Genomic DNA, 26,340 nt, shown 5'->3' with positions numbered 1-26,340 from the left:
TTGACGGGGTACAAGAGGTCAACTATGATTTATTTCCAGTTCATTTCGAACTGATTCGAAGGCACGCATCAAATCTATCCTCCGAGGTTGTGGGAAGTTGAGACTACACCGGGTTTAGCAGGGCTGTGATGCGTGAATTTGACCGATTCGGTCAGCAGAAACTGCCTCAGATAGCTCCCCAAGCGGCTAGTCTTGTCACACTTCCAATCATATGGGCGAATTTTCGAGACCCCCAGTAGCGTAGCCACTCAGACGGCACGCTGACCCGAATAGAGCACCTCACTACCCGATTCCAGTTTCCCTCTTCAGCAGCGTCAGTGTATTATCTGCCGTTACCATCGGCGAGTGCTCGTACTCACCAGTCAACTCGACCTGCACCAGCAAATCGACGGCTCGCCAGATCGAGTACAGCAGACACGCAAACGCGAAGTAGAAGAATCGAAGCCCAAAATCCTTCGATGTCGTCGCAGCCATGAACCGCTTAATCGATTTGTAGCCGCTCTCGATCTCCCAGCGATAGCCGTACTCTGTGAGGTGCCCGCTCCCGCAATTCGACATGAACACCGAATACTGTCGATGGTCGTCGTGTTCTGAGTCCTCTTTCCGTCGATAGATCAGCGTCGTCTCGTGCCACTCGTTCTTTCCGAGATGCAATTTCCGGTCAGTTTCGTATCGGTTCTTCCCCCGTTTGAGGAGGCGCTTTGCCTGCGCTTTCTCGCTGGTTTGCATTCGTTTCGGGACGACGTATGAGAGTCCACGCTGGCTGAGCATCTCCAGGACATGCTGGCTGTCGAACTCTCGATCCATCAGCACGTTGTCGACGTGAACTAGCTCTTCGGCCGAATCCAAGAGATCCTCGACGATTTCTAAGCGAGACTCACCCTTCCGAACTGGCCGCGCATCAAGCACGATCGGGACAGCGTTGCCGACTAATTGGACTGTCGCCCACTGGTAAGCGTACTCGTCGGTCTTCTCTTTCGTGCCGATAATCTCGTCTTCGTAGCCCGTTCTATCACCGGTGAACGGGTCAGCTTCGGTGATGTCAATAGCGACGATGCCAGCTCGAAAGAATTGCTCCGTCTCCGCGACTTCGTTCAGGAGCCTGTTGACGGCCTGTCGGTACATCTTGCGGATCCCTGATACTGAAAGATCACGAATATGCTCTCGGTGGGCGTGGCCCAACGGCGTCCGATCCCGAGTCGATTCGTAGACGAAACTGCGAGCCCCTTCATTAGCAGCCAATCTCTCGCGAAGCCCCAGGTACGTCTGTAAGTCCCAGTAGGCGTTCTCGTGGATTTCACAGCCGTCCCCACGATCCAGCGAAAGTGCCGGGAAGACGATACGGCTGACATGCTCCGTGATCGTTTCCGCTTCGTTGAGGACAGCTTGATCCTCTAGCTCTAATTCGTCCTCTTCCGCATCGTGAGACGGAAGACGCCGCTCTGGTTCGCGTGGAACAGCGACATCCGCGTTCTGAGCTTTGACAAGGATAGTGCGCGCGGCTGTCTCGACTGTACTGCGAAACTCGTCAGGAAACCGTTTGTGCCAACTACGCCACAGCGTCGATTGGTCCGGCACTGTCTCCAGATCCAGTTGGTCGCAGAGTGCTGGACGGCACTCGAGATACTCGATCAGTGCGGTTTCGTGGGCCCATCCGTGGAGCTCTTTCAGCAAGAATACGCGAAAGAGCGTGTCCATCTCGTAGTGAGTCGACCCCGCGTAGCGGTCGTGCGTACCGAATTCGAAATACGCCAGCGGAAGTGCACAAACGAAGTTCTCAATCGACTCATGGCGGTCGTGTCTGAACCAGGTCTGCGAGACGATTCTGATATCTGATTCCAGCCCGTCGAGCGAGCTTCGCTCGTACAGCGGCGTCGAATCGTATACAGGCCACTGAGTGTATGATTGCTGGGCAATTCTCCGAAAGACTGCTCGCCGAGAATCACGAGTCTGAGACACTACGAAACACTGGACAGGACTCGCTCAAGAACTCATCTGACTGGTCAGTACAGAGAACTTACGTACCGTTCGGTTTGCTGGATTACTCGATACAAGAACGCCGTGAAAGATATAGAGTGAGCTAAATGCGCTCTACCGGTACGCGGCTGAACTCTTCGACACGTTGCCCGCTACTCAAATTCGAGTTGCTTCCACTCCATCCCGGTCGGGGCCTCGGGTGGTTCGAGGGGACTTGAGATCAGGTCCGCTCTAATCGTTGGCTTGTTGTACGCCCGCGGCGCGACATCATTTGGTCCATCAGGGTAGAACAGTGATGCGAGCAGTTGGATATGCCCGCGTCCGACACAGAGCTCGCACTGCCCGCCGCCGTACATACTGATATCCTGCTCTGCACAGTACTCGATAGTCTCGAGAAGCGACCGGACGGTTCCGAATCGCGAGGGGACGATACAACACCAGCTCGGCTCGAACGGCGCGTCACGGATGTCGGCTGTGCTGCGGACAGACGCACCCAACGAGAGACGATCTGAGTACGCCGCGAGCAGGTCGTGTACATCGTCGGAGACGACAGGATCTACCACGATGGCATCGGAAAACGTCTCGAAAACCTGGCGATAGAGCTGGGGGTTCGGTGCTTGATTGTCATCATTTCCGTCGGACTGTTCGCTTAAATCGAGTACGCGAACTGCGTCGGTCTCCGCTAGTCTCGCGAGAGTGTCCGTGGTCCACCCATCGGTCGGTTTAAGCGCAAACTCGCAAGTGGGGTTAACCGCGAGTATCTCTTCGACCTGAGTCGTGTCCCCATCCGGGACCGGAGTACTGACGACGAACCGAACCGGTGAGCGCTCCCGACCGAATCGGGACGCCAGTGTCGTGTCGTTTTGCTTGAGCGCGAGGTCGAGTGCGGCACTCTCGACTGCCCAGCGTCGATACGCCCGCGAGACTTCGCGCTCGGGTGGCTTCGTCGGAAAGAGGTCGACGGCTTCGAGCGATTGTGAGAACTCATCGAACGTATACTCACCCGCAAAATCGAACGGCAGTGTATCTGGCAACGCCTCATGATCGACGGCTTCGTGGGTGACATCTTCGCCGGCGCCGAACTCATCTTCCGCCAACAGGACGAACGTCGAGGTGACGCGAGTTGCCTCGCCTGCCATCTCTCGACGACGACTGGTCCGGTCCGAACCCGATATTGTCAACGGGAGGTCCGCGATGCAATCGTACAGCGTCATATCTCAGTCCAGTGGGTACACACAGGGGTCGGATCAGCTCCCATGCCATCTTGGTTGGATACACTCCCGGATGAACGTGACGAGCGGCCGTGGTGGGTCTGCTGTTTCATGTATCAGACCCTCGTGTCGGTAGTCATCTCGGGGTCCGTCCGGAGAACCCAACGCAAGCGGAACGCCTGTGCCAGTTCATAGAACCACAGGATGACGAGGGCGGTGTATCCGGGACCGAAGAGATACGCCGACCACGACTGAGCCTGGTAGAAGAAGCCGACGCCAACCACCAAGATTGCGATGTTCCACACCCAGACCATCCACGTCGAGATCACCGACGGGATGACTCCATCTGGGAGGGGATCAGACGCATCAACGGAGGTACTGCCCCCCAACCCCCCTTCGCTCAGGGCAGGGAGATTCCGAAAGTAGAGCAGCAAGCCGGCGAGTGCGATCGGGAGCGCCCATCCTACGAAGAAGAAGTGGAGTGCGCCGTCTTCGATATACGCCGGATCCACCCACTCGACGCCGAAGAGTACGAACGGTGCGAATCCCGCCGGCCCGAGCATCCAGAACTGGGCTACCAGAACTGACAACGCGATACCCGATCGGGAGTCTGTCGATCGATACGTCTGGACGAGGTTGTACAGGTACAGTGCAAATCCCGTCGCGAAGAGGACCAACCCGGTCGCCGTGACTGTCCGCCCCATCCCGACCCAGGGGCCGGTAATCAGCGGAAAGATGCCGGCGACGAAGAACCACGCCGAGTAGTCCCGTAACCTCTCACTGTAGAGATCGGTACCAAGCAGGCGGGGAAAGAGGTCGTAGAGCGTGCCGATGGCCGCGAGCCCGAGAAAGCCCCACGCGTTAGCGTGGACGTGAGCTTCGCGCAAGCCGAGCCAGCCGCCGGGAACCTGCCAGACGTGGGCAAACAGGCCGTACGCGTACGTGATCCCCCACAGGAACACGAAGACTGACACCAGATATAGTCCAGTCGTCGCGTTCCACGCCCGATCGCTTTGCATAACCATCCGCAACATCACTATCAGCAACCCGGCGACGAGGAGCCAGATCGCGATGAGTCCGCCATCGAACGCCCACGTGTGACCCCATCCACGCCCGTACCACAGCAGGAGAAATCCACCGTTCAATCCGACGAAGTTCAGCCAGTCGTAGTACTTCGAAGGCAGTGGACGCTCGAGTTTTCGAGCCGTAAGCTGGGGGAGCATTCCGAATAGGAGCTGCGTGAAGCCGCCGATCGTCACGAAGTGAATGTGACTCCACGAAACCCAGCCGACCCGCGGGACGAGATTGAACTGCTCGAGGCCGTGATAGACAGCTAATACGAGACCGGCGAGTAGGAACAGCGCACCTGCGAGGTGAAAGGGAGTGAACCGAATCGGGTGGCGTGCCATAGTTACACATACGGAGGCAGGCCCGAAAGGAATTCCTACGGATATCATAGAGTATATCGAATATATTCGTACTCACTTGGCGCCTCGGGGTCGAATACGCTGAGACAATTCAGAGACTACACTTTTCCAGCGATATCCTTCCCTCAATTCACCTAATAACTATGTCGATGGCCAGTGATTCACGTATCATATGTCCGACCCGGCTACCGGGAAGTGGAACATCGGAATCGGCCTCGGAGTAATGGTCTTATTCATGCTCTACGGGTTCTTTCTGATCTATATGCGTGACTTCGCCCCGGGCCGTGAGGCATGGATTGCGGGATCAAATGTGAGCCCGCACTTCGAGGCGCGCCTTGCACACGCCCACGGGAACCTGTTCTCGCTCCTCAATATTGTCTTCGGGGCACTGCTTCTGTGGTTGCCCGTACGTCAGGGTCGCGCTCGTTGGATTTCGCTCTTGGCACTCGTCGGACTTCTCATGCCCATCGGTATCCTCTCGGAGATCTATCTCAATCTACCACCAGTACTGGTTCTGGTCGGGGCAGCTTCGATTGTCGTGGCGACGGCGCTGTTCGCACTGGAACTCGTACGGATGGACATCGACCCGTCGATGTCCCTGTAATTTGAGGATGTAGCGAAAATATTCGAGGTAGAGTATAATTGCTCGCAGTATGTTTACTACCCATGGGACAAACAGTTAGCAGCTACACCGAGACAGACTCACTTACCACAACCCACTGGCTTGCAATATTGCTCGTCCTGATAACCGGAGTTATCCACGTGTACGCCGGATTTGTCGAAGGACGGATTCCCGTTTCACTCGCAGGAGTCGGGTTCCTCGGTGCCGCCGTATTGTTCCTCTTAGACTATCGACGATCCCTCCTCTATCTGGTGGGAATCGTCTACACGGCAGTACAGTTCCCGCTCTGGTACGTAGCAAACGTCGGCGAATTCACGATGCTCGGGTACGTGGACAAAGCGCTTCAGGCGGCACTTATCGTCGTTCTCGCGTACCTCTATTGGAAGGCACGAAGAGCCTCCGACCGGGGTCGTGAAGCGATGACCGCTTGAGGACAATGGTTGCAGAACAAGTGGGTGGTGTTAGCTAATGAATCCAGCTGAAATGTTCTGTAAAACACTACGCCCTGTATGTCAATATACGCATTTAACGCCACTTAGAATAGTATCGTGAACACCTCCACGATATCAATACGAACGCCGAGCCACTCGACTCCCTTGTATCCAAGGAAAATCCCAACAATTCCGAGAACACCAGGGAGATTAGGTGGAGCCGGGATTGGTATTTGTATCACACTGAACAGGGCCCCAGCGAAGATCCCTGTCAGCAAGGCCAGAACCAGTTGTGAGGCCATATCTCATCGATCACATCAGTGCTAATAAACTACGGGTTTACCGATGGGACTATCGGTCAGATAACGAAGTACGCGACTTACCGATAACCCCCTCACATCTCCGAAGATAGATCATCTGCAGGCCGAGACCTTTGGGATGTTGCTCCCGAAACACTTCCTGCTTCGTTTCTGAGACGAGGGGGCTCAGTCGTCCTGATACTCCTTTTCGAAGCCCCGGAATTCGGTTCGGTGGGCTTCCTCATCGGCGAGAATTGTCACGGCGAGATCTTCGGTGACCGGATCCTCAGCGTCCTCAGCAGCATCGATAATCGACCGATATGTCTCGATAGCGTCCTCTTCAGCGTCGAGGACACCTCGGATTACCGAAAGCACGTCGGTCGAATCCTCGGGTGGTTGCAACGAGTCCTGCCGAGCGGTGAACTCTGCCGAGCTAGGCGGTCGGGCATCCAGTTGCTTGAGACGGTTGCCAAGTTGCTGGGCGTGAGTCAGTTCCTCTTGGATGTCTTGCTGGAGGCTCTGCTTGATCTCTTCGGCACGAACTCCGTCCAGAACGATCGCGTTCGTCTGGTAGTTCATCACTGTCTCCATCTCGTCCCCGTAGGCCTTCTGAAGCAGGTCGATGACGCGGTCTGAAGTCATACAAGTTACACTACCATCCAAGCGCCGATATATCCACCGCCGAACCTGGTCGCTCCAACCGTGCTTGAAGAGTACGTAACCACAGATCGCATCCTCTTCGACCAGGTTCCCCCTTTCAGTAGTCGAGGTACAGTATGTCGCAGACGGTATTCGAGAGGGAGATTAACGAGTGTCGGGACCCGTACCATTCGGGTGTGCAACCTCGGCTGTGTGTTCCTGGTTGGGCTGCGGATGGAGAAGAGACCATCGCACAGGTAAACGACATCCGGAAGAACAACACGAAAAATCCCTGCCGGCCAAGAGCGTAATCCGCGAGCGACTGGAAACCGTTGACGTCGAGTGATAGTACCGGACTCAGTCCCCTTTGAGCCAAGCACGGCGAAGACGTGCGACTTCTTTGGGAGTGATATCGTCACGCTCGATAGCGACCTCGATGTCCGCGGCAGTGACTGCACCACGCTCAAGCACGCGTTGGAAGATATCCTCAACGACAGTGGCCGTCTCGTCTCCACCGACCGACCATCGGCAGTCACTGCTTTCGACGGTCCCCTCAAACGTGACTACATCGCCATCCGCTGCTTCCGCGGGGAGTTCGACCGTGTACTCGAGGCTCGCGTCGACTACCGAATCAGCGGTGTTCCAGTACACTGTGATGGTTCCGTCATCCCGGTCTACGGCAACTGGTTCGGGGGAGTGGTCGATATTGCCGATCTCGCCATCGACTGATTCCCTGAGTATCATCCGATCGCGAACGTTCCGGAGCGAGACAGTCACTGGAACCACCTGGTCGGGGGAGAGGTAGGAGCGGTGAACCGTTCGCGTCACGTCAGCCTTGCCTTCAGCTGTGCTATCGGGTGATTCTGTCGCCGTACCGGTGGTGGATTCCCTCAGTCCGGAATCTCGATTCACCACCCGTGCCCAGACGACGAGCAAGCTCGGGAGGACGAACACGCTGGCGAGGAACGCGAACACGATCGTCAGCGCGGTGATAAGGCCGAACGACTGCAGGAACGGGAGGATCGCGACGAGCAGCACAGCGAACCCGCTGGCGGTCGTCGCCGCACTCGAGAGTAACGCACCGCCGGTCCCGGTGACGGTCTCGTGGAGCGCCGCGGCAACCGTCTCAGCCCCGGCTAGCTCCTGGTTGAATCGCTCGCTAATGTGGAGGCTGTAGTCGACGCCGAGCCCGATCGTGAGCCCGGTGATCATGCCGGTGACGATGTTGAACGGGATGTCCAGCAGCGCCATCGTCCCGAGCACCCACGTCAGGGTGAACGCAACGGGGACGATCGTGACGACGCCGAGTGATGCGCTCCCCTCGGTGAGCCGGTAAGCGACCGCGAGGACGACGACGACCGAGAGCAGCGCGACGACGAGACTCAGGAGCGCCGTCTCCGCGAGTTGGCCGGCCGTGATCTGGTTAACGATTACGTCGCCGGTCGCGATGACGGAAACGCCCTCCCCGTCGGCGTCGTCGGCAACCCACCCCATCTGGTCGTGGACGACGTCGTCGTCGACGCCACTGTCGACGGTCACGACCATCCGGACAGCCCGATACTCGCCGTCCTCCCTGTGGACGACGTCGGCTGCTTCCTCGGGTGCCACCCGATACAGTTCGTCGTAGACGGCAGTCACGTTCTCGTCAGGGACGCCGTCGCCGTCGGTGTCGGCTGCCGCTAGCGTCCGGTTGAACGACGCGTTGTCCGCCGCGACGCGGTCCATCACCGTGATCGGGTCGGTTACCGCGGGCTCTCCGTCGGCGTATGTCTCCGTCGCCGACATGTCGCTCGCGTTCGTGCGTGCGGCGTCGAGCCGGTCGAGTGTCGCGGGATCAGTCACGTCGCCCCTGACGAGTATCGTGGCTGTGGTGTCCTGTCTGACGAAGTCACGGTCAAGCGTGTCGATCGCCCTTTCCGCCGTGTACGTCCCGGGGGCGATCGGATCGGGGAGGTCCTTCAACCAGTCGTCGGGATCCTCAGCGAGGAAATCCGACTGCTCGAAGCTCGCGTCGATATCTGTCGCTCCGTACGCACCCGTCGCGCTGACGAGGAGCGCGACGGCGATGACGACGTAGGGGGCCTTCGTCGCGAGCGTCGCCCCCGTACCCAGGAGACGATTGACCGGCCCGCTCCCGGTTCCGATAGCCGGTTTCAGGCGGTCGATCCCCCGGCGTTCGAGCAGTTCGTCGAGTTCGACTTTCAGTGCCGGAACGAGCAGGCCGAAGACGAACAACGTGGCCACGATCCCGATGGCGCTGACGACGCCGAGTTCGCGGAACACCCCGAGCGGGCTCGTGAGGTTCGAGAGGAAGCCGATTACGGTCGTCGTAGTGACGTAGACGAGTGCGACGCCGACACTCCCGAGGGCGACAGCCATCGCGCGGCTAGGCGCCGTCTCGCTCGACTCACGAACCTCCCGGTAGCGCATCACGACGTGGAGGCCGTAGTCGATGGAGAGCCCGATCAGTAGGACGAGGACGACGATGAACGGCTGGCTGAACGCGATGTCGAACCACCCCATCGCACCGAACGTCCACACGAGCACGAGCGCGATCCCCAGGAGACCGAGCAGGATGTCCAGCAGATCCCGGTAGACGACCACGAGAACGAGCAAGACGAACGCGATCGCCAGTGGGCCGACCAGGAGGACGCTGTCGATCATCGAGTCCGTGATCTCCGTCGAGACGACACCGTCACCGTAGACCAGGACGGCCATCGAGTCGTCGCCCGGCGCCAGGTCCGTCATCGTGGCCTGTGCGTCCTCGATCTCATCGGGTGCGTCACCGGGTGCGAACGATCCGACTGCGGACTCGTGGGTCACGACGAGCAGCGTCGCGTTCGTCTCCGTCGATCCCGGCTCGTAGTAGTCGGGCATGAAGGCAAGCGCGCGTGCCGACCGGTTCGATTCACTGGAAAGTACGTCCGCGACGAGAGCCTCGACTTCGGAGTCGTTTAGCGACCGGAGTTCCTCGATCTGCGTCTCGAGAGTTGGGTCGAGGCTCTCCAGCTCGTTTCTGTCCTCGGCGAGCGTTGCGTACTCGTCCGCGAGAATCTGTTTCGTGACGTTCCCCGTACTCTCACCTGTCTCGTCTTGCGCGCGTCGCTCCTCGACAGCGTCCGCGAACAGCCGGTAGTCCGCCTCCGTGAGGTTCACTGACGTGTTGGCGTCGACGGCCTCGAACGCGGGGCGAACGCTAGCGTTGGGGTTGTTCGCGAGCGAATCGATGGCCTCCGCAAGGCTCGCCTCTGTCCTCGTTAGTTCACGTTCGCGGGTCTGTAGCTCGGCGGCCCGGTCTTCCCGGATCGAGGTGGTCGCGACGAGGTTCGCGACGCTTCGCGTGGAGTCGTTCTCGACGAGGGTCTCGTTGACTGTTTCGTTGGTCTCGAGCGCCCGTTCGTATTCGAGAATAGAAACGAGGGTGTCCTTATCGAGGACGTTGTCGTCCCGGACGATGACCTGTGCTGAGGTCGTATCCGTCGACCCGCTCGAGAAGTTCGCGTCGACGTAATCGAGCGCATCGGCTTCGTCGGCGTCGGTCTGGAACTGGTCGAGGGACGTCGATCGGTCGACCATCGGCACTCCGGCGGCGACCACCGCGGACGCGACGACCATGACCGCAATAACGAGCCGAGCATTGTCCGTGATCCACTCGCTCACGTCGACCATTACTGAAAACACACCCCCAGTTTCGACGGCGTGGACGAGGTACGATCCACCGTAACCGCCCCGTTGAGCGTGACGCAGGCCAGCGATCTGGCGACAGAAATCTGGACATCGGGAAATTTCGCTCCCGGGCTGCTAGCCACGCGTTCGCGGAGTTCCGACATTACATGTCCGTACACGCCTCGGCTGGTTAGTGATCAGCGCGAGAAATTGAGGCCTACCCTAATATATTCGTATATCTCGCTATAATGAGCGAAATAGTAGGTACGCTACAGACGATGCCACACGCGAAACTTTCCATAGATATCCCCGACCATACCTGGATTGGAGATCTCTCGACTGCTCATCCGGAGGTGGTGTTTCAAGTCGTCACGAGTATTCCTGGCGAAGGGACCGGTATCGGGCTTGTCAGGCTCAAGACCGCTGACCCACTCCCACTCATTACCGACATTCAATCCCGTGACGACATCGAGGACCTCGAACTACTCTGGAAGCACGACGACGAGGCGCTCCTCCAGATAAAGACAGTGAACCCACTTCCACTTCTCCCGGTCCTGCGAGCCGGGGTCCCACTCAGAATGCCCTTCGATATTCAGAACGGTGTTGCTACGTGGGAGGTGACGACATCGACGAGGCGGCTCTCGAGTCTCGGCGATCACCTCGAGGAGGTAGGCATCGGCTTCACGATCGAATATGTTCGCGAAATCGACGCGAGCCAAGCAGACCAGTTGCTCACGGACCGACAGCAAGAGGTGCTTTTGGCTGCTGTCGAAGCAGGCTACTACCGGACACCACGGGAATCGACATTAGGCGAGGTGGCTGAGGCACTCGACATCGCGAACGCGACGTGTAGCGACGTGTTGCACCGAGCAGAGGGCCACATCATCCACTGGTTCGTCGAGGAGCATATGGACGTATGATGGCCCGACGGCGAAATCGTGGCCGACTGTCGTACCGTGGCTGACGCCGGGGCTAAACGGGTTCTACAGTGAACAGCGAGTCGTCCGCGAGGACGACTTGGACGCGGCGATGCCATGCGTCAGCGAAGGCCTCACGTTGCTGGTCACTGGCTGACCCATCGAGGATCCCCTGAAGATTCCCGATTGCCGGTCCGCCATCCGGCACCTCGCTGACGTGGTAGGTCACCTCGACGGTCTCGCCCGTATCCGTTCGGTGGAAGCGGAACGTAGGTGCCGCGCTGTCAGACTCGAAGGCGTCGAAAGTTAACAGGTTCTGGCGGTCACCGTGGCCTCCACCGAGGCCGCCGAATCCGTCCTCCTGCGCTGCGCCGGTCACGTACGAGATGAGCCGACCCATGACACCGTAGGTGGCGTCGTCGCGCGGCCCTGCCGCGAGCACTTCGATCTCGCTTCGGATCGGATCACTATCTGGATACAGCTCGTCGAGACCCACCTGTGCGATTCGATAGGCACCGGATGCGGTCGGACAGGAATGCCCTGCCGCCTTCACTACGTCCTCGTAGGTGACGACGAACGGCTCGCCGGGATCGAGGACCGCAAGCGCCTCTGCAACGGGGTCGCGGATCCGGATTGGTTCGACATCGTATTCGACGGCCCAGTGCTCCTCGGGACGGTTCGTGTCGGTCGGGTTCGTGGTTTCTGACATTGGTCGTGGATTTTCGTGTGGGGGTGTGGCTCTGTGCTGTTAGTAGCGCAGCAGGCGCATCCCGTTGAGGATGACTGCGAGGACGCTGGCCTCGTGGACGAGCATCCCGAGCGCGAGCGTGACGTAGCTCGTCAAGACGCCTGCCAGCAGCAGGCTCACGGTTAGCACTGCGAGACCGACGTTCTCGTAGATGTTCCAGCGGGTCGCTTTACTCAGCGTCACCGCGTAGGGGATGCGCTTCAGGTCGTCGGCCATCAGTGCCATATCGGCCGTCTCGATGGCTGTGTCCGTCCCGGCAGCGCCCATAGCGATGCCCACGTCGGCGGTCGCCAGCGAGGGCGCGTCGTTGATGCCGTCACCAACCATCGCCACGACGTGGCCGTCCTTGCGGTACTCTTCGATGACCGCCTGCTTGTCTTCGGGGAGCAGTTCCGCGCGGTAGTCATCGATGCCGACCTCCTCGGCCACCGCGGCCGCGACGCGCTCGTTGTCGCCGGTCAGCATCACCGTCTCGATACCGGCGTCCTGAAGCTCCCGGACGACGCCGGGCGCCGCCTCCCGTAGTTCGTCGCGCATGGCGATGGCGCCGATGACGACGCCGTCACGTACTATGTGGACGACAGTCTCGCCGCGCTCCTCACGCTCACGGACGTAGTCGTCGACTTCCTCGGGGATCTTGATGTCCCGTTCGTCGAGCAGTTTTCGATTGCCGACGACGATCTCGCGGCCGTCGTGGTGGGCGATGACGCCCTTGCCGGCAACCACGTCGAAATCGTCCGGATCGGCTACCGAGCGTGATTCCGTGGGTGCTGGTTTGGTGTCTGCCTGGCCAGTTGCCGCCCCGCCATCGGTGACGGCGGCCGGACGGTCCTGTGCCGCTTCGAGGATGGCGTCGCCGAGGTGGTGTTCGCTCTTCTTCTCGGCGATGGCCGCAAGCTCCAGCACGTCGCCGGCTTCGGCGTCGAACCCGGCAACGTCGGCGACGGTCGTTTCGCCTTTCGTGAGCGTGCCGGTTTTGTCGAAGGCGACTAGGTCGATCTTGCCGGCCTGTTCGAGGTGCTCGCCGCCCTTCATCAGAACGCCGGAGCGTGCGGCGTTGCCGATGGCGGAGACGATGCTGACCGGTGGCCCGATCACCAGCGCGCCCGGACACCCGATGACGAGCAGCGTTAGTGACAGAATCGCGTTCTGCGTGACCGCGTAGGCCCCGATGGACAGCGCAATCACACCGGGCGTGTAGTATTTGGCGAACCGGTCGATGAGGCTCTCGGTCGGTGACTGTGCCTCCTGGGCCTCTTCGACGCGCTGGATGATGCGCTGGAGCGTCGTATCCGTCCCGGAGCCGGTCGTCCGGACTTCCAGCGAGCCCTCCTGGTTGATGGTGCCGGCGTAGACTTCGTCGCCGTCATCTTTGTGGACGGGCGCGCTCTCGCCGGTGACCGGTGCCTGGTTGACGGCGCTCTCACCTTCAACGACGTCGCCGTCCACGGGAATCTTCTCGCCGGGTTTGACGATGACGATCTCGCCCTCTTCGACTTCGCGGGCAGACACCTCTTTTTGCTTGCCGTCACGGCGCACGGTGGCCGTGTCGGGCGTCATCTCCAGTAGTTCTTCGAGGGCGTTGCGCGTCTTGCGCATCGTCCGCCCTTCGAGGTATGAGCCCAGGGCGAACAGGAAGACCACTGCGGCGGCCTCCCAGTACGAGCCGATGACGATTGCGCCGACGGCGGCCAGGGTGACGAGGGTCTTGATGCCGAGCGTCCGGCTTGTGACTTCGTGGTAGGCGGTTTTGGCGATGTCGTAGCCGCCGACGATCGCTGCGAGGATCAAGATCGCGGCGCTCGCCGTGTCGAAGGCCGAAACGTAGCCGAGCGTCCAGCCGCCGGCGTACAGCAGGCCGCTCACCGCGACGATGATGGCCTTCCGGTGTTTGCGATAGTACTGTTTGACTGATTGGGTATCCATGGCTTTTCTCCTCAGGCGGGCTGGGGCGTGTAGCCCTGGTTTTCGATGGTCTGTTCGAATGTGGCGGGATCGGCAACGTTGTCGTCGTACTCAATCTCGACCCGGCCAGTCGTGTAGTGAACTTCAACATTTTCGACGCCGTCCCGATTCGCAAGGGCGCGTTCGACGGTGCTTGCACAGCTCGGACAGTCGAAGTCCATCACGCGGAGTTGCGTTGTCTCGCTCATCACAGTTCTACGTAGTGCCCATACCCACTAAAGTATTTTTTAGATGATATGTTTGAATATGAATACGGAGTGTTTGAACGGACAAACGAGTCATCTAGAGCTTTGCCAGACTTCCGAGATGAGCATCAGTTGGAGTCCGTGCGATGGTCGCCACTACTTAGCCTGTACACGCTGTCGGTTCACATATGAGCACATCTGATGCCGAGCACGAACTCGAGGATATCGCCGTTCGAGATACGCGGGTTTCCGATGCGATCGATGAACCGATGCGAGCGATGATTCTTGATATTCTTGCTGATGAGACGCTGACGGCGAGCGACGTACACGAGCGCCTCGCCGACCGCGGGATCGACCGGACAGAAAACACCGTGCGCCACCACATCAACGAGCTCCGGGATGCGGGCCTCGTTGACGTCGTCCGGTTCGAGGAGGGGCGCGGTGGGACGACGAAATACTACGGGGCGAACACGATCGTCCTCTCGTACTCACTACCAGATTCGGCCGACTCCGCCGTTGAGGAGATGATCGACGCTATCCAGCCCCAGATTACGGATGCCCTCACCACGCTCACGGACGAGTACGACGACGAAATCGAGGACATTGTCACGGATATGCAGCCCTGCGAGCATTGCCGAACCCAGAAGTACGAAACGTACGTTCTTCTGACTGTCTTGCGACGTGCATTCGTTCGTGGTCACCGAGAATGACACTCAAAAACTAACGACAGCTATCACGGGAATCACGGTATAGAGGACGGCAACACCAATCACGAGCACGCCGGGAATCTGCCCGATAGCAGACTCTCTAGCCGGGGGTGCTCAACGAACGCCGTAACGCGAATGACCCACGCTGCGAGGATCACGGCAAACAGCGGAAGGTAAATCCAACGGAGCCGGTGGGCAATCGCTTCCTCCATTGTAATTTTGAACGTCGATCGGTAGTAATAGTCACTCCGGATCAGCGACATCTTGTGAGGGATCCAGTCCCGGAACAAAGACGTACTCACGTGATTCGTGTCTGCACGGGCACTCGTAGGAGGGAACCATATGCATTGAGACAACCACCCTCAACTACCACCAGACGGAATAGTTGAGACTGAACTTCTCAATGCATATGGGATGAGCTACCCGATGGTATGCTCAGGACGATTTGCGAGTCTTCTAGCGGTTTCCGACTAGAACTTAAAGGAAAAGAATAGAGCTGTTCTAACGTTCGTAGTAGTCACTACAACAGCTTGTTTGGTAACCAGCAAATGGTTCCGGAATGTGGCACTGTATACGGATATCCGACCTTGTTGAAACCCTCAATTATTGATAATTTTCAGCAGTCCTGCTGAATACACAGGTAGAGCCTTGTTTAGACGCTCCTGAAGACATCGGTTAGTGACTCTGTCGGGTGAACAGAACCAGTCCGTGAACGCCTCTCGACCCGATTTCGTTGCATGGATTCCAGTCGTAGAGGACGGTCTGCACCGCGTCTAAACAAGGCCCACAGGTAGTCTTCGTGACAAACCGCTCGGTCGATGCGACAGATGCAGAATCCTTCTGTGAGCGATATCGTTATCGTTGGCACATCGAGAACCAGTATAAATCGATCAAAGAAAATTTTCTTGCGAAGACAGTCTCGAAGGATTACCGAGTTTGGTTATTCTACTTCGTATTTGGGTGTCTTCTCTACAACTTGTGGCGAATGACTGATCTGCTCTTGGAAGTGAATGCAAACCTCGACTTCGTAGTTGCTCTACAGCTCCGTACGGGAGTATTCGCGGATATACTGGCGTTCCTGCGCCACCCTGACTGATTTGACCCAGAGAACAGTGGTCTGCCTGAAATGAGCAACAGCATTCGATACATCATCAACAGTCATAATCCAAGCGCCTGTTCCAGGTTGCCTCCACCCGAATAGAGTATTCCAGCACTCTGAGGGTTGTAATATTCGCCGTTTAGTCTTATGAGACTGAGGATTTCTGTCTAATTTCGGCCATTCTCCGAACTTGTGAGGATTACATCTAGAAGCTGATGAATCAGTACTACCGGGGGCTCGAAGTCCTCCAGGCACTCGACGATGACTATCGACGAACTGGCCACAGAATTGGAGCTGGACATGGTTGAAATCGAAAACGGAATTCATATCTCACGGAATTTGTTCAGGTCTGCAACTCATGTTGTACGGTGGCATGTCCTCTCTCGCATCCACCTCGCCGATTCGCATCGGTTTCCAGCGGTTGTCACCCCAAATCTCATGCTCACGCGAGAAGGTAGGTAATCCGAAAGGCGTCAACATGAGCGACAGGGGCAAGGATTCACCACCAAGAATACGCAAACGCGACCGCGCCGCATCCGGAGCCCCGGCTTCCGGCTGGGCGCTCAGCGACCGTTTCGCATGGGAGGAGATTCACCAGCGACTCCTCGCATCTGCCGACGAAGTCATCGACAGCACCACCAGAGAGTTGTTTTTCAGTGGCTTCACTGCCGGGTTCGCAATCGTGGTGACATTTATCGGGTACGCAGTAGGGCGTGCAAACTTCCCGAACAACGACTTCCCCGCTACTGTCCTCTATCCAATCGGATTCATGTACATCATTCTCGGTCGGTACGAGCTTTACACCGAGAATACCCTCCCGCCTGTTAAATTAGTGCTGACCAGATTAGCCAGCCTCCCGCTCTTGTTGCATGTGTGGAGCGTCGTGTTGACAGCGAACATCTTGGGGGCAGGGGTCGGGGTGTTCATCCTCGCCAACACGCAGGTCCTCTCACCGGAAGCGATGCGGGCCGGAGCCGAATTCGTCCACCACGGCCTCGAAATAGGGTGGTGGGACGTGTTCTTCAAGGCCCTGTTCGCGGGGTGGCTGGTCGCTGGTGTAGTGTGGCTCGGAACAGCCGCACGCGACACGATCTCGCGAGTGATAATCATCTACCTCGTCTTCTACATGATTCCGACCGTCGGCCTGTTCCACGTGGTCTCCTCGGGAGCCGAGGCTCTCTTCTTCGTTTTCCTCGGGGTTCCCGGGCCGAGATTGTTCACAATCTTCTACGAGTTCTGGCTCCCGGTGTTGCTGGGAAACACGTTCGGCGGCGTGGTGCTGGTCGCGCTCGCCAATTACGCCCAGTCCGAACAGCGACGCTATCCCGAGATTCGCGTCCTCTCACTGCGCGAACTCCTGTTCAGTCTGAAAGGGGGTCGCCCGTTCGACACGCCCAGACCTGGATTTCGATTGACCGAAGAGGACGAGGAGACCGAGACGAGAAACGAGTAAGACGCGCGGCGTTCTTGGGATTCAACCCGTCGACAATACCTTGAAACGGTCGATGTCAGTTACCGTTTCTTCCGTCTTCCGCGAACTGAAACGTCGAACCTCGTCGTTCTCGAACTGCTTCAGCCACGTTGTCCCTGAAACCGTTGAAAACTGGCTCCAAGCGTTCGCTCGCTGGTTTAATGCTCCAAACTAAACACGACCATTTGATTGCAACTAGATGAATTGGTCTTGCTCTTCGAGATCTTCCTCGTGTTCTTCGACAGCGCTTTCGTGTGATTCCATGTCGCTTGCGTCGCGGTCCGAGAGTTCCTGTAATCGGTCTTCCTTCCCATAGAGTAGTACCGTATCACCGGGCTTGATCTCGGTATCTGACCCGGGTGCTCCGATGTAGGAGCTATCCCGATAGATGCCGAGTAACAGAATTCCTTCTTCAGGAAGGTCGCATTCGTCTGAGGTTGTGTTTGCGAGCCAGTCGTCCTCCTCCACGACAATTTCCGCAACCCGGTACTCTTGCTGGAGACCGAGCATTTCTGTATAATCTCGAAGTTCGAGATCCGTCGTCCGTTCGAGTGACCATTCGATGAGCGGAGTCAGCAATCGGTTCAACCACTCGCTACGCGCGGCGAGGACGAGTAGAATGACCCCGGTAAGGATGTAGACGAGGTTGAGAGCATTTCCCCCCTGAGCATCGGTGAACGAGAGGACAAGTGACGCGATGACGCTTACTAACCCCACGCTCCCGAGCCGGATGAGTGCCTTGATGATTTTCCGCCGTTCCGGTGTCGTCACTGTCTGTTCCGCCTCTTCTGTCGTATATCCCGCACCGGAGAACGCCGACGTCGATTGAAACGAGGCGACATCCGGAGAGAGCCCCGTCATCCGAAGTGCGATTGATCCGATCCGGACGATTAGCAGTGACAGTGCAAAGATGACCAGCAACGAGACAACCGATTCCGTGGCGACCATAACCTGTAGACGTTGGCCGCGATACTAGGTAAAACCCCTCCAGAAGGCGTCGTAGGTCGATTACATCGGAGCTCCTCCCATTTACGTTTGGTCGTGCTCACCGCCTATTCGTGGAATACAGAGAATAGCGCTGTCCGTCGCTGCTCCGACAACATTCCGTATGACGAACACAGTGGCTCTCAGAGCCATCAGTATGAGCGCCAATTTCTGCATGATCGGCGCTGCAACCCCGATACAATTCTTGGTCAACGGTGAGCAATTTCCGTGACTTAGATGGGAGGAATAGTGCACCGGTGAACGGCTGGACAAAACATCTTGTATTACTGGTTTGGCGAGTTCGATCAGCATACCCCAAAGCGGGGGCTTTTAAATGGTTAAAAATGGGTTGTCTCAGCAACTTCGCCCTTTTTGCGCTTGTGGGTCGTTACCATAGTTAGGTGTAGGTCAAATGAGCCACGCTACAGAGAGCCACACTCCAGAAAGTATACTCACCGTCACGGGAGAGAACTGGTGGCTGGTTGCGCTCCGAGGAGCCCTGGCGATTGTATTTGGCATACTGGCGTTCATCTGGCCGGGTCTCACACTATTCGTACTAGTGGTCCTGTTCGGGGCGTACGCCATCGTGGATGGTGTGTTCGCCTTTGTAAGTGCGTACCGGGCCTCCAAAAATCGCGATACTGCGTGGCCGTTTCTGCTTGAAGGAATTCTCGGCGTCATCGCGGGGATCGTTGCCTTTCTGTGGCCAAATATTACGGCAGTGGCACTACTATACGTCATCGCCGCTTGGGCCCTCATAACTGGGGCCGTTGAGCTGTACGCGGCGGTTAAACTCCGCCGGGAACTCGAAAGCGAGTGGTGGCTTGCACTGAGCGGCGTCGCGTCCGTGATCTTCGGGCTTCTCCTCGTCTTCTTTCCTGTCCCCGGTGCACTCGCGGTAGTCTGGCTGATTGCCGCCTACGCGATTGTCTTCGGCGTGTTATTGCTCGCACTCGCAATACGACTGCGTCGCTGGCAGAGTAGTAATCGAACAGCCAGAGAATCTACGACACCTACCTAGTAATGGGATTGTTCCCTATCATAGCCCTCATCACGGGGTGTACGACGTGGATGGTGTTTCCTCTCAGGGAAGCAACACGCAACTGTTATCGTCACAGCAACCAAGGTGGACTATGAGCGTCTTAGCCGAGTTCACACTTTCGTCGGAGGAGTTTCACTTCGGGGAAGTTCTCTCTCGAAACTCCCAAAGGCACGTCGAACTCAAACCGGTAGTCCCGATACAGAAGGGTGCCGCTCCATATTTTTGGGCTGAAGACGACGATGCAGTCCGATTCGAGGAGACACTCCGAGGGTACCAGTGTATCAAGAGTCTCAAACGGATCGATCAGATCGGGGACCACGTTCTCTATCGAATTCAGTCGAGCGAAGAGACAAACATATTCTCCGGTATTCTCGAATCAGATGGGGTTTTGCTCCAAGCGAGTGGGGATACTACGTGGAAGCTTCAAACGCTCTTCAGCGACAGAAAGGAGTTGGGAAAATTCTTTGACTTCTGTGTAGACAACGAAATTAACATTCAAGTCAGACGTGTTTATCCGCTTTCTAGTACGAACGAGGATGGCGGGGATTTTGGATTAACTTCGAAACAGCGTACGGCTCTCGCAGTAGCTGCCGACCACGGGTACTTCAAGTCACCGAGCGATGTCACGCTTGATGAGATCGGGGACGAACTCGGAATCAGCTCGCAGGCGTGCTCGAAACGCATTCGGAGCGGCGTCGAAAAACTCGTCACAAACGCCTTGGAGACCACGAGGTGACCTCGTCACCGATGATCATATCGGCGGATAACTGGGTAGTCAGAGCAACCCGCAATGCTAACTATTCACATGGGGAATAGTGCATGGGGAGCATGCCCCACGAGAAGCAATGAACACACGGAGTACCGAACGCGTCCGGCCAATCGAGGTGAATTGAATGCTTGACCGACTGACTCGCCAGTTACGGGAGGCGGATATCGATCTCGTTGACAAGGGGGATGAGTACGAAGTATCTGCAGATGTTCCCGGGTTCGACAAGGAGGAGATTACCCTTCGCGTCCGGGATAACGTTCTCTTCATTACGGCCCGGCATGAGGAGTACGAAGGTGAAGGGGAGGGGAGTTACCTTCGGAGTGAACGCGAGCAACGAGCGTTAGTCGAATCCGTCCGGTTTCCGGAGGAGATCGATGCCGATCGGGTTACTGCGAACTATCGAAACGGGGTACTCACAGTCACCCTGCCAAAATCTGAGACGCCAGAGATGGAAAGCAGGGAAATAGAAATCGAGTAACTCTCCATATCCGCGAATCGAAGGACCACAAGGGCACCCATGAAGGTGTGCCATCAAATCATCTTTCCGACAACCGGCCGGGCATGCTGTGGCTACTAGGTTCCGAGCGTTGAACGTCTCTGGCAACGCTTCGGGGCGTTCACTGTCTTCTTGATAACTGGGTAGCCACAGCAACCTCTACCGCTATCTACCCCTGTGTCAAACACTAACATGGGGTTCTGATCGCCGACCCGTACAGACCCCGAAACCACTCATGCCTATCGAGCTCCGTGTCCAGGGCTTAGCGCCGGAAGATACCGGCCGTGGAATTGCCCGTCTCGGCCAACAGAGCCGTGACGAATTAGGCGTTCAACCGGGTGATGTCGTCCAGATAACGGGTCGTCGTCGCACCGTTGCGACGGTCCGACCAGCCTACGAAACCGACCCCGAGGACGTGATCCGAATCGACGGAAACACTCGGGCAAACGCGGACGTGGATATCGACGACTACGTCGAAGTGACAGAGGTAGATCCGGAAGAAGCTACTTCGATCACGGTTGCGCTCCCGGAGCGCATCATTCTGCGTGGGGCAGAGCCGTATCTGAAGCGTCATCTCCTCAACCGACCCGTCGTTCGTGGCGACACAATCCATCTTCGATTGCTCGGCCAACCGTTCGTCTTTATCGTCACGCAGACGACTCCAACGGGTCCCGTTCTCGTGACCGAACAAACGACCTTGGAGGTTCGCGACCAGCCAATTACCGAGGAAGATCTCGAGGGGGAGCGCTCCGAACTCCCGGATGTCACCTACGAGGACGTGGGTGGACTCGAGCGGGAGCTCGGACTCATCCGGGAGATGATCGAACTGCCGATGCGGCATCCGGAACTGTTCCGTCGCCTCGGCATCGTCCCGCCCAAGGGTGTATTACTCCATGGGCCGCCCGGAACTGGCAAGACTCTGATTGCGAAGGCCGTCGCGAATGAAATCGACGCCAGCTTCTTTTCGTTGTCGGGGCCGGAGATCATGTCGCGGTACTACGGCGAATCCGAAGAGCAACTCCGCGAAATTTTCGACGAAGCGCAAGAGGACACGCCTGCGATTGTCTTCATCGACGAACTCGACTCGATTGCGCCGTCGAGGGACGAAGTCACCGGAGAGACGGAGCGACGCGTCGTGGCGCAACTGCTTTCGTTGATGGACGGCCTCGAAGCCCGCGGTGACGTCATCGTCATCGGCGCGACCAATCGTGTCGATGCAATCGATCCGGCACTCAGACGTGGCGGCCGGTTCGACCGCGAGATCGAGATCGGCGCTCCCGACCGGGATGGTCGCCTCGAAATCCTTCAGATTCACACGCGGGATATGCCGATTGCGGACGATGTTGACCTGGAAGGGTATGCTGACCGGACGTACGGATTTGTGGGGGCCGACATCGAATCGTTCGCAAAGGAAGCCGCGATGCACGCGTTGCGGCGTGTCCAGGAGGAGATCGACATCGAAACCGACCACATCGAACCGGACGTTCTCGAGGAGATCGAGGTCGCGAGGGACGACTTCGAGGCGGCCTTACAGAACGTCGAACCGAGCGCGATGCGGGAGGTGTTCGTGGAGGTCCCGGACGTCACCTACGAGGACGTCGGCGGGCTCGAGTCGGTCCAACACGAGCTCGTCCGGTCGGTCGAGTGGCCGCTCTCGTATCCGCAGATGTTCGAGAAAATTCGCACCGAGGCACCGAGAGGAATTCTCCTGTACGGACCGCCCGGGACGGGGAAGACGCTCCTCGCACGGGCAGTTGCGAACGCGAGTAACGTGAATTTCATCTCGGTCAAAGGACCTGAGCTCCTCAACAAGTACGTCGGCGAGTCGGAACGAGGCGTTCGAGAAGTGTTCCAACGGGCCCGACAGAACGCCCCGACGATCATCTTTTTCGACGAGGTTGATGCAATCGCCCCCGAGCGCGGGGAGTCGTTCGACTCGCAGGTGACCGAACGGGTCGTCTCACAGCTGCTGACCGAACTCGACGGGATCGAGGAGCTACGGGGTGTCTTCGTCCTAGGTGCGACCAACCGGCCTGACATTATCGACAGGGCCCTCCTTCGGCCCGGTCGATTGGAGAAGAATGTCTACGTCCCAATTCCAGACGTCGAGGCCAGACGCGAAATTTTCGGCGTGCACACTCGAGAGATGCCGCTCGCTGACGATGTCGATCTGGACACCCTCGCGGAGAACACAGAGGGGTACACGGGCGGCGATATCGAGGGCATCGTTCGAGAAGCGAGCATGCTCGCGCTGGATGAGGCAGTGGCGGCGATCGAACGCGACGGGGTCGAATCGCCCGAAGAACTCGACGAGGCTGCTGACGGGATCATAATCGAAGCGGAGCACTTCGAGCAAGCTGTTCGGAAAGTCAAACCCTCGGTCACGGAAGAAATGCACCAGTTCTACGAGGAACTCGTCGACGATCTGGGTGGCGAATCGTCTGACGAACAGCCTGTTCCAGCGGGCTCTCAGTAGCCATGCGCAGCAAATACAAAATTACGACGGTGATGGGCATCCCGATCGAGATTCACGTCTCACTGCTCGTGATTCTCCCGTTCCTCGCGTGGCGACTCGCCAGCCCCCAGTACATCGAAACGTGGACGGGGATCATTAACGCCATCTCGCCACTGTCGATTACAGCGAACACGTTGCTGTCGGGTTCGACACCCTGGCTGATCGGAATTGCTGGGGCGGTGAGCCTGTTCGTGGGCGTCGCAATTCACGAGCTCGGCCATTCGTGGGTCGCGCTCCGATATGATCTCACGATCCGCTCGATCACGCTGTGGCTGTTCGGTGGGGTCGCTCATATCGAGGATCTCCCCACGGAATGGCGCAAGGAGTTCTGGGTCGCTATCGCCGGCCCAATCACGAGCCTGCTGCTCGGCGCTCTCGGATACGTGCTACTTCAGGTTACGCCACCGTCGGCCCCCGTGGCCGGCTTTGTCGTCGGCTGGTTCGGACTGATGAACGTGGGGCTGGCCCTGTTCAATCTGCTGCCGGCGTTCCCGATGGACGGCGGGCGCATCCTGCGGGCCCTGCTTGCTCGCTCGCGGCCGTTCGTGGAGGCAACCCAGCGTGCCGTGCAAGTCGCGACGGTCGTCGCGATCCTTCTCGCCCTCGTCGGTATCTTTACGCTAAATATTCTGCTGCTGCTGATTGCCGGATTCGTCTTCCTCGCTGGTCGCTCCGAGGCGACGATCGTCATGACGCAGGAACTGCTGAGTGGCGTCCGAGTCCGCGATCTGATTCGCCCAGAACTGCCAACTGTGCGTACTGGGACACCTATCCAGGCACTGATTGATCGGATGCTACGCGACCGCCGAACCGAATACGTGGTCGTCGATCAGTCCGGGACGGTTCAAGGCGTCGTCACGCTCGCGAACGTCCAGACGCTCCCGGAGATGATCGACCCGGAGACGAAGGTTGATGACGTGATGACCGAGGATCCACCGACGATCTCCAGCGACGATGATGCGTTCAAGCTGTTTCGGAAGCTCGGTGAAACCGACGCACATTGCGTGCTGGTCGAGCACAGAGGGCAGGTTCTCGGACTCGTCTCTGGAGACGACTTCCTGCAGATTCTCGCGTTGATGCAGGGCTCAGCTAGGTTGGATAACGCCCTTCCGCGGGCTCCCACCAGAGAACCGTCATATGAGTTTCGACGAAGTCGGGCTGATTGAGGTGATATCGTTCGCCGTTGGGAGGTGGTGGGCGACGAGCCCGTCCGAGCACTCCTCGTTTTGGGGGTGCTCACTGTCACGTTCGTTGGAGCTCTTGACGCTATCGTCTCGTTCGCCTTTATCTCGATTTCCGGACTCGTGAGCGTGCTTGCGTTTCAGGAACGTGGTACCGAAGTCCGGTCGGTGACGCTCCCGATAGTTGGTGCTATTGGCGCTGCCGCGACCGTCATCGCTTTCGTTTGGCATCTCTATTGAGCGGATCCTCGTGTTTTGAGTACCTGGTACTTATGGCAGCGGCTATCATCGGTGTTTAACTCTGCTATTTCGAGCGAGAATCGCTTGTTGACGGGCTGCACGAACTCGAAGACAGTCTCGAACAAACGACCGACGATCAGTGAGACGGGTTCTTGAGCGTTCGGTGGCCACCACCTCATAGTGGCTGCAACTTGTGAATCTCAACACACTGTCTTTCGACGGCTCGCACAACAGTCGTACACTGAGTGGCCAGTATATGACTCGACGCCATTGTACGATCGAAGCTCACTTACTGGGTTAGAATCAGACATTCGCACCGTCTCGGAAATATGGTTCAATCATCACGAGCACAACTCGGTCGATCAGCTCGTCTGTTCACTCCCGCTAGCCTACTTCCTCTTTGAGGCGCACGACCATTACGAAGGCTCGACACGCTACCACATGGACACTCTCTTTCGCGTGTTCGTGCTGAAGGAACTCCACGGGTGGGACCACGAAACAGTGCTGGTCGAGTATCTCGAGTGTCGTCCAGCACTCTGCAAGCAGTTAGGTTTGGAGACAGTACCGGACCAGTCGACGCTGTGGCGCAGCTGGCACAAACGGTTCAGTGCCGAGCTTCGCAGTACAGTCGAGACAGCTGCGCGGACCATCCTCATCAAAGCCCAGAACGCGGGTATCGCCGTCCCACGCGATCCTGAGCGGAAGCTCTGTTATCGGAACAGCGACGACGAGGATTCGACACCCGACGAGCAAAGTGTCTTGGATCGGGCGGAGATGATCTCCGACCACGTCAGTCGGGTCGTCTTCCCGGCGTTCTCGCTGGACCGTGGCGACGGGTGTGAGATCCACGAGAACGCCTACTGGGGGTTGCAGACCTATCTCGGGCTCCGTGAGAATTTAGCCGCCAACGAGGGTGCTCGCAGCTTCGTCTACGAGTCAACGCGGGAGCGGACACCACTCGGGCACGCTCATCGTGACCACATTCACGACCTCTCGATACCGGAGGTTCGAGCGATGTATCGACAGTCAATTCGACAACTCATCGACGAGGTCGCAGAGACGGAGGAGTTCTTCCGGGCAGGCATCGTCGCCATCGATATCACTGAGGCTACTCCCTTCACCGGCAACCGCACAGGGTATGAAGACGAGATTATCGGCACGAAGGAGAATACTGACGAGTACGCGTACCAGTGGGCGACCGTCCAGTTAGTCGGGAACGCTGTCCCGCTCGTCCTCGATGCTCGCCCCGTGCGGAAAGGCGAGTCGCGAAAAGAGATTGTCGAGGACTTGCTGGATTCGGCTGAAGAGCTCGTCCACGTCGATAACGTGCTGATGGATCGAGAGTTCGATAGTCAGCACGTCCTGGAGATGATCAGCCAGCGCGGGCTCTCGTACGTCGTTCCCAAGCGGATGCAGACCAGCGAGAGAGCCCAGGCCAAGCGGTTGCTCCAGCGCGACCAAGACCGGTATGAAACCGACCGGAAGCTCCACCTCGGGAAGAACGAGTGGCACGAGACGACGCTAATCTACCGGCGGAAAGAGGACTCCGAGCACGACGATCATCGGCAGTACTCGGTGTTCATGACGAATGGGCCCAGTGGCCACCTCACGGAGTACGGCTACAGGTGGGAGATCGAGAGCGGTTACAGATCGAGTACGTGTTTACCCCGAGGACGGAACAGCGGGTACAGCCTGGGCTCGTGAAATCATCTCGTTGTTTCGAGCGATTCGCTTGAACTCTTCGTAGGG

Annotated in this window: 21 protein-coding genes and 3 pseudogenes; 13 read left to right on the top strand and 11 right to left on the bottom strand. The window is 58.0% G+C overall.

Going from position 1 to position 26,340, the window contains the following annotated elements; translation table 11 throughout:
- Positions 1–282: 282 nt before the first annotated feature.
- The 3 genes from J2754_RS15845 to J2754_RS15835 form a co-directional block, all read right to left on the bottom strand.
- Positions 283–1,959, bottom strand: coding sequence for a transposase (locus J2754_RS15845; RefSeq protein WP_211087987.1), 1,677 nt, complete (start codon positions 1,957–1,959; stop codon positions 283–285).
- Between the two features lie 170 nt (positions 1,960–2,129).
- Positions 2,130–3,191: an enolase-like domain-containing protein gene (locus J2754_RS15840; RefSeq protein WP_425351005.1), complete on the bottom strand. Its 1,062-nt coding sequence runs from the start codon at positions 3,189–3,191 to the stop codon at positions 2,130–2,132.
- Positions 3,192–3,304: 113 nt separating this feature from the next.
- Positions 3,305–4,597, bottom strand: a complete 1,293-nt coding sequence (locus J2754_RS15835; RefSeq protein WP_211087985.1) for a hypothetical protein — start codon at positions 4,595–4,597, stop codon at positions 3,305–3,307.
- A gap of 190 nt (positions 4,598–4,787) precedes the next feature.
- On the opposite strand from J2754_RS15835, the gene J2754_RS15830 reads away from it, so the two are divergent.
- Positions 4,788–5,219 (top strand): hypothetical protein, encoded by a 432-nt coding sequence (locus J2754_RS15830; protein WP_211087984.1) that lies wholly within the window; start codon positions 4,788–4,790, stop codon positions 5,217–5,219.
- Between the two features lie 62 nt (positions 5,220–5,281).
- A complete protein-coding gene (locus tag J2754_RS15825) occupies positions 5,282–5,668 on the top strand; it encodes a DUF7475 family protein (protein ID WP_211087983.1) in 387 nt (128 codons plus the stop codon).
- Between the two features lie 104 nt (positions 5,669–5,772).
- Here J2754_RS15825 and J2754_RS15820 read toward each other — a convergent pair whose 3' ends face one another.
- From J2754_RS15820 to J2754_RS15810, 3 genes are all read right to left on the bottom strand, one after another.
- Positions 5,773–5,970 carry a XapX domain-containing protein gene (locus J2754_RS15820; protein WP_211087982.1) on the bottom strand — a complete coding sequence of 66 codons (198 nt, stop codon included), beginning with the start codon at positions 5,968–5,970 and terminating at the stop codon, positions 5,773–5,775.
- Positions 5,971–6,153: 183 nt separating this feature from the next.
- Positions 6,154–6,609: a ferritin-like domain-containing protein gene (locus J2754_RS15815; protein WP_211087981.1), complete on the bottom strand. Its 456-nt coding sequence runs from the start codon at positions 6,607–6,609 to the stop codon at positions 6,154–6,156.
- Positions 6,610–6,963: 354 nt separating this feature from the next.
- Positions 6,964–10,275, bottom strand: coding sequence for an efflux RND transporter permease subunit (locus J2754_RS15810; protein ID WP_211087980.1), 3,312 nt, complete (start codon positions 10,273–10,275; stop codon positions 6,964–6,966).
- Between the two features lie 245 nt (positions 10,276–10,520).
- Between J2754_RS15810 and J2754_RS15805 the strand changes: the two genes are divergently transcribed.
- Complete coding sequence (locus tag J2754_RS15805; protein ID WP_211087979.1) at positions 10,521–11,192, top strand: helix-turn-helix domain-containing protein; 672 nt, start codon at positions 10,521–10,523, stop codon at positions 11,190–11,192.
- Between the two features lie 52 nt (positions 11,193–11,244).
- Here the strand turns inward: J2754_RS15805 and J2754_RS15800 are convergent, their stop codons facing one another.
- From J2754_RS15800 to J2754_RS15790, 3 genes are read right to left on the bottom strand one after another with little or no spacing between them, the layout of a single operon-like run.
- Positions 11,245–11,898, bottom strand: a complete 654-nt coding sequence (locus tag J2754_RS15800; RefSeq protein ID WP_211087978.1) for a hypothetical protein — start codon at positions 11,896–11,898, stop codon at positions 11,245–11,247.
- Between the two features lie 39 nt (positions 11,899–11,937).
- On the bottom strand, positions 11,938–13,863 hold the full coding sequence (locus tag J2754_RS15795) for a heavy metal translocating P-type ATPase (protein WP_211087977.1): 1,926 nt from the start codon (positions 13,861–13,863) through the stop codon (positions 11,938–11,940).
- Positions 13,864–13,874: 11 nt separating this feature from the next.
- Positions 13,875–14,090 carry a heavy-metal-associated domain-containing protein gene (locus J2754_RS15790; protein WP_211087976.1) on the bottom strand — a complete coding sequence of 72 codons (216 nt, stop codon included), beginning with the start codon at positions 14,088–14,090 and terminating at the stop codon, positions 13,875–13,877.
- A gap of 185 nt (positions 14,091–14,275) precedes the next feature.
- Here J2754_RS15790 and J2754_RS15785 point away from each other — a divergent pair, with 185 nt between their 5' ends.
- Entirely contained in the window at positions 14,276–14,797 is a 522-nt protein-coding gene (locus J2754_RS15785) for a winged helix-turn-helix domain-containing protein (protein WP_211087975.1), read from the top strand.
- Positions 14,798–14,856: 59 nt separating this feature from the next.
- On the opposite strand, the gene J2754_RS16360 is transcribed toward J2754_RS15785, so the two are convergent.
- Positions 14,857–15,006, bottom strand: a complete 150-nt coding sequence (locus J2754_RS16360) for a DUF2270 domain-containing protein (protein WP_245333102.1) — start codon at positions 15,004–15,006, stop codon at positions 14,857–14,859.
- A gap of 581 nt (positions 15,007–15,587) precedes the next feature.
- Here J2754_RS16360 and J2754_RS16800 point away from each other — a divergent pair.
- From J2754_RS16800 to J2754_RS15770, 3 genes and pseudogenes are all read left to right on the top strand, one after another.
- Positions 15,588–15,798 (top strand): annotated as a pseudogene (locus tag J2754_RS16800) (transposase); the annotation flags it as partial.
- A 573-nt stretch (positions 15,799–16,371) separates the two neighbouring features.
- Positions 16,372–17,346 (top strand): formate/nitrite transporter family protein, encoded by a 975-nt coding sequence (locus tag J2754_RS15775; RefSeq protein WP_211087974.1) that lies wholly within the window; start codon positions 16,372–16,374, stop codon positions 17,344–17,346.
- A gap of 64 nt (positions 17,347–17,410) precedes the next feature.
- A pseudogene (locus tag J2754_RS15770) lies at positions 17,411–17,539 on the top strand (IS6 family transposase); the annotation flags it as partial.
- Positions 17,540–17,559: 20 nt separating this feature from the next.
- On the opposite strand, the gene J2754_RS15765 reads toward J2754_RS15770, so the two are convergent.
- Positions 17,560–18,312 carry a TrkA C-terminal domain-containing protein gene (locus J2754_RS15765; protein ID WP_211087973.1) on the bottom strand — a complete coding sequence of 251 codons (753 nt, stop codon included), beginning with the start codon at positions 18,310–18,312 and terminating at the stop codon, positions 17,560–17,562.
- Between the two features lie 448 nt (positions 18,313–18,760).
- On the opposite strand from J2754_RS15765, the gene J2754_RS15760 reads away from it, so the two are divergent.
- The 6 genes and pseudogenes from J2754_RS15760 to J2754_RS15735 all read left to right on the top strand — a co-directional run.
- Positions 18,761–19,369 carry an HdeD family acid-resistance protein gene (locus J2754_RS15760; RefSeq protein WP_211087972.1) on the top strand — a complete coding sequence of 203 codons (609 nt, stop codon included), beginning with the start codon at positions 18,761–18,763 and terminating at the stop codon, positions 19,367–19,369.
- 112 nt (positions 19,370–19,481) lie between these two features.
- A complete protein-coding gene (locus J2754_RS15755) occupies positions 19,482–20,126 on the top strand; it encodes a helix-turn-helix domain-containing protein (RefSeq protein ID WP_211087971.1) in 645 nt (214 codons plus the stop codon).
- A gap of 157 nt (positions 20,127–20,283) precedes the next feature.
- On the top strand, positions 20,284–20,637 hold the full coding sequence (locus J2754_RS15750; RefSeq protein WP_138246877.1) for an Hsp20/alpha crystallin family protein: 354 nt from the start codon (positions 20,284–20,286) through the stop codon (positions 20,635–20,637).
- A 259-nt stretch (positions 20,638–20,896) separates the two neighbouring features.
- On the top strand, positions 20,897–23,131 hold the full coding sequence (locus J2754_RS15745; protein WP_211087988.1) for a CDC48 family AAA ATPase: 2,235 nt from the start codon (positions 20,897–20,899) through the stop codon (positions 23,129–23,131).
- 2 nt (positions 23,132–23,133) lie between these two features.
- Positions 23,134–24,336, top strand: coding sequence for a site-2 protease family protein (locus J2754_RS15740; RefSeq protein ID WP_211087970.1), 1,203 nt, complete (start codon positions 23,134–23,136; stop codon positions 24,334–24,336).
- Positions 24,337–24,771: 435 nt separating this feature from the next.
- Positions 24,772–26,244: pseudogene (locus J2754_RS15735) on the top strand (transposase); the annotation flags it as partial.
- Between the last annotated feature and the right edge of the window lie 96 nt (positions 26,245–26,340).

This window comes from Halarchaeum nitratireducens (assembly GCF_017874695.1).
Taxonomy (GTDB): domain Archaea; phylum Halobacteriota; class Halobacteria; order Halobacteriales; family Halobacteriaceae; genus Halarchaeum; species Halarchaeum nitratireducens.
Note: the sequence above shows the minus strand (reverse complement) of the source record. Positions and strands in the feature narration are given on the sequence as shown.

Coding starts and splice junctions, on each gene's coding strand:
- J2754_RS16360 (WP_245333102.1), bottom strand. CDS start 15,006: ATGGAGGAAGCGATTGCCCACCGGCTCCGTTGGATTTACCTTCCGCTG.
- J2754_RS15835 (WP_211087985.1), bottom strand. CDS start 4,597: ATGGCACGCCACCCGATTCGGTTCACTCCCTTTCACCTCGCAGGTGCG.
- J2754_RS15775 (WP_211087974.1), top strand. CDS start 16,372: ATGAGCGACAGGGGCAAGGATTCACCACCAAGAATACGCAAACGCGAC.
- J2754_RS15795 (WP_211087977.1), bottom strand. CDS start 13,863: ATGGATACCCAATCAGTCAAACAGTACTATCGCAAACACCGGAAGGCC.
- J2754_RS15815 (WP_211087981.1), bottom strand. CDS start 6,609: ATGACTTCAGACCGCGTCATCGACCTGCTTCAGAAGGCCTACGGGGAC.
- J2754_RS15740 (WP_211087970.1), top strand. CDS start 23,134: ATGCGCAGCAAATACAAAATTACGACGGTGATGGGCATCCCGATCGAG.
- J2754_RS15760 (WP_211087972.1), top strand. CDS start 18,761: ATGAGCCACGCTACAGAGAGCCACACTCCAGAAAGTATACTCACCGTC.
- J2754_RS15810 (WP_211087980.1), bottom strand. CDS start 10,275: ATGGTCGACGTGAGCGAGTGGATCACGGACAATGCTCGGCTCGTTATT.
- J2754_RS15820 (WP_211087982.1), bottom strand. CDS start 5,970: ATGGCCTCACAACTGGTTCTGGCCTTGCTGACAGGGATCTTCGCTGGG.
- J2754_RS15755 (WP_211087971.1), top strand. CDS start 19,482: ATGAGCGTCTTAGCCGAGTTCACACTTTCGTCGGAGGAGTTTCACTTC.
- J2754_RS15790 (WP_211087976.1), bottom strand. CDS start 14,090: ATGAGCGAGACAACGCAACTCCGCGTGATGGACTTCGACTGTCCGAGC.
- J2754_RS15765 (WP_211087973.1), bottom strand. CDS start 18,312: ATGGTCGCCACGGAATCGGTTGTCTCGTTGCTGGTCATCTTTGCACTG.
- J2754_RS15830 (WP_211087984.1), top strand. CDS start 4,788: ATGTCCGACCCGGCTACCGGGAAGTGGAACATCGGAATCGGCCTCGGA.
- J2754_RS15750 (WP_138246877.1), top strand. CDS start 20,284: ATGCTTGACCGACTGACTCGCCAGTTACGGGAGGCGGATATCGATCTC.
- J2754_RS15785 (WP_211087975.1), top strand. CDS start 14,276: ATGAGCACATCTGATGCCGAGCACGAACTCGAGGATATCGCCGTTCGA.
- J2754_RS15800 (WP_211087978.1), bottom strand. CDS start 11,898: ATGTCAGAAACCACGAACCCGACCGACACGAACCGTCCCGAGGAGCAC.
- J2754_RS15840 (WP_425351005.1), bottom strand. CDS start 3,191: ATGACGCTGTACGATTGCATCGCGGACCTCCCGTTGACAATATCGGGT.
- J2754_RS15805 (WP_211087979.1), top strand. CDS start 10,521: ATGAGCGAAATAGTAGGTACGCTACAGACGATGCCACACGCGAAACTT.
- J2754_RS15825 (WP_211087983.1), top strand. CDS start 5,282: ATGGGACAAACAGTTAGCAGCTACACCGAGACAGACTCACTTACCACA.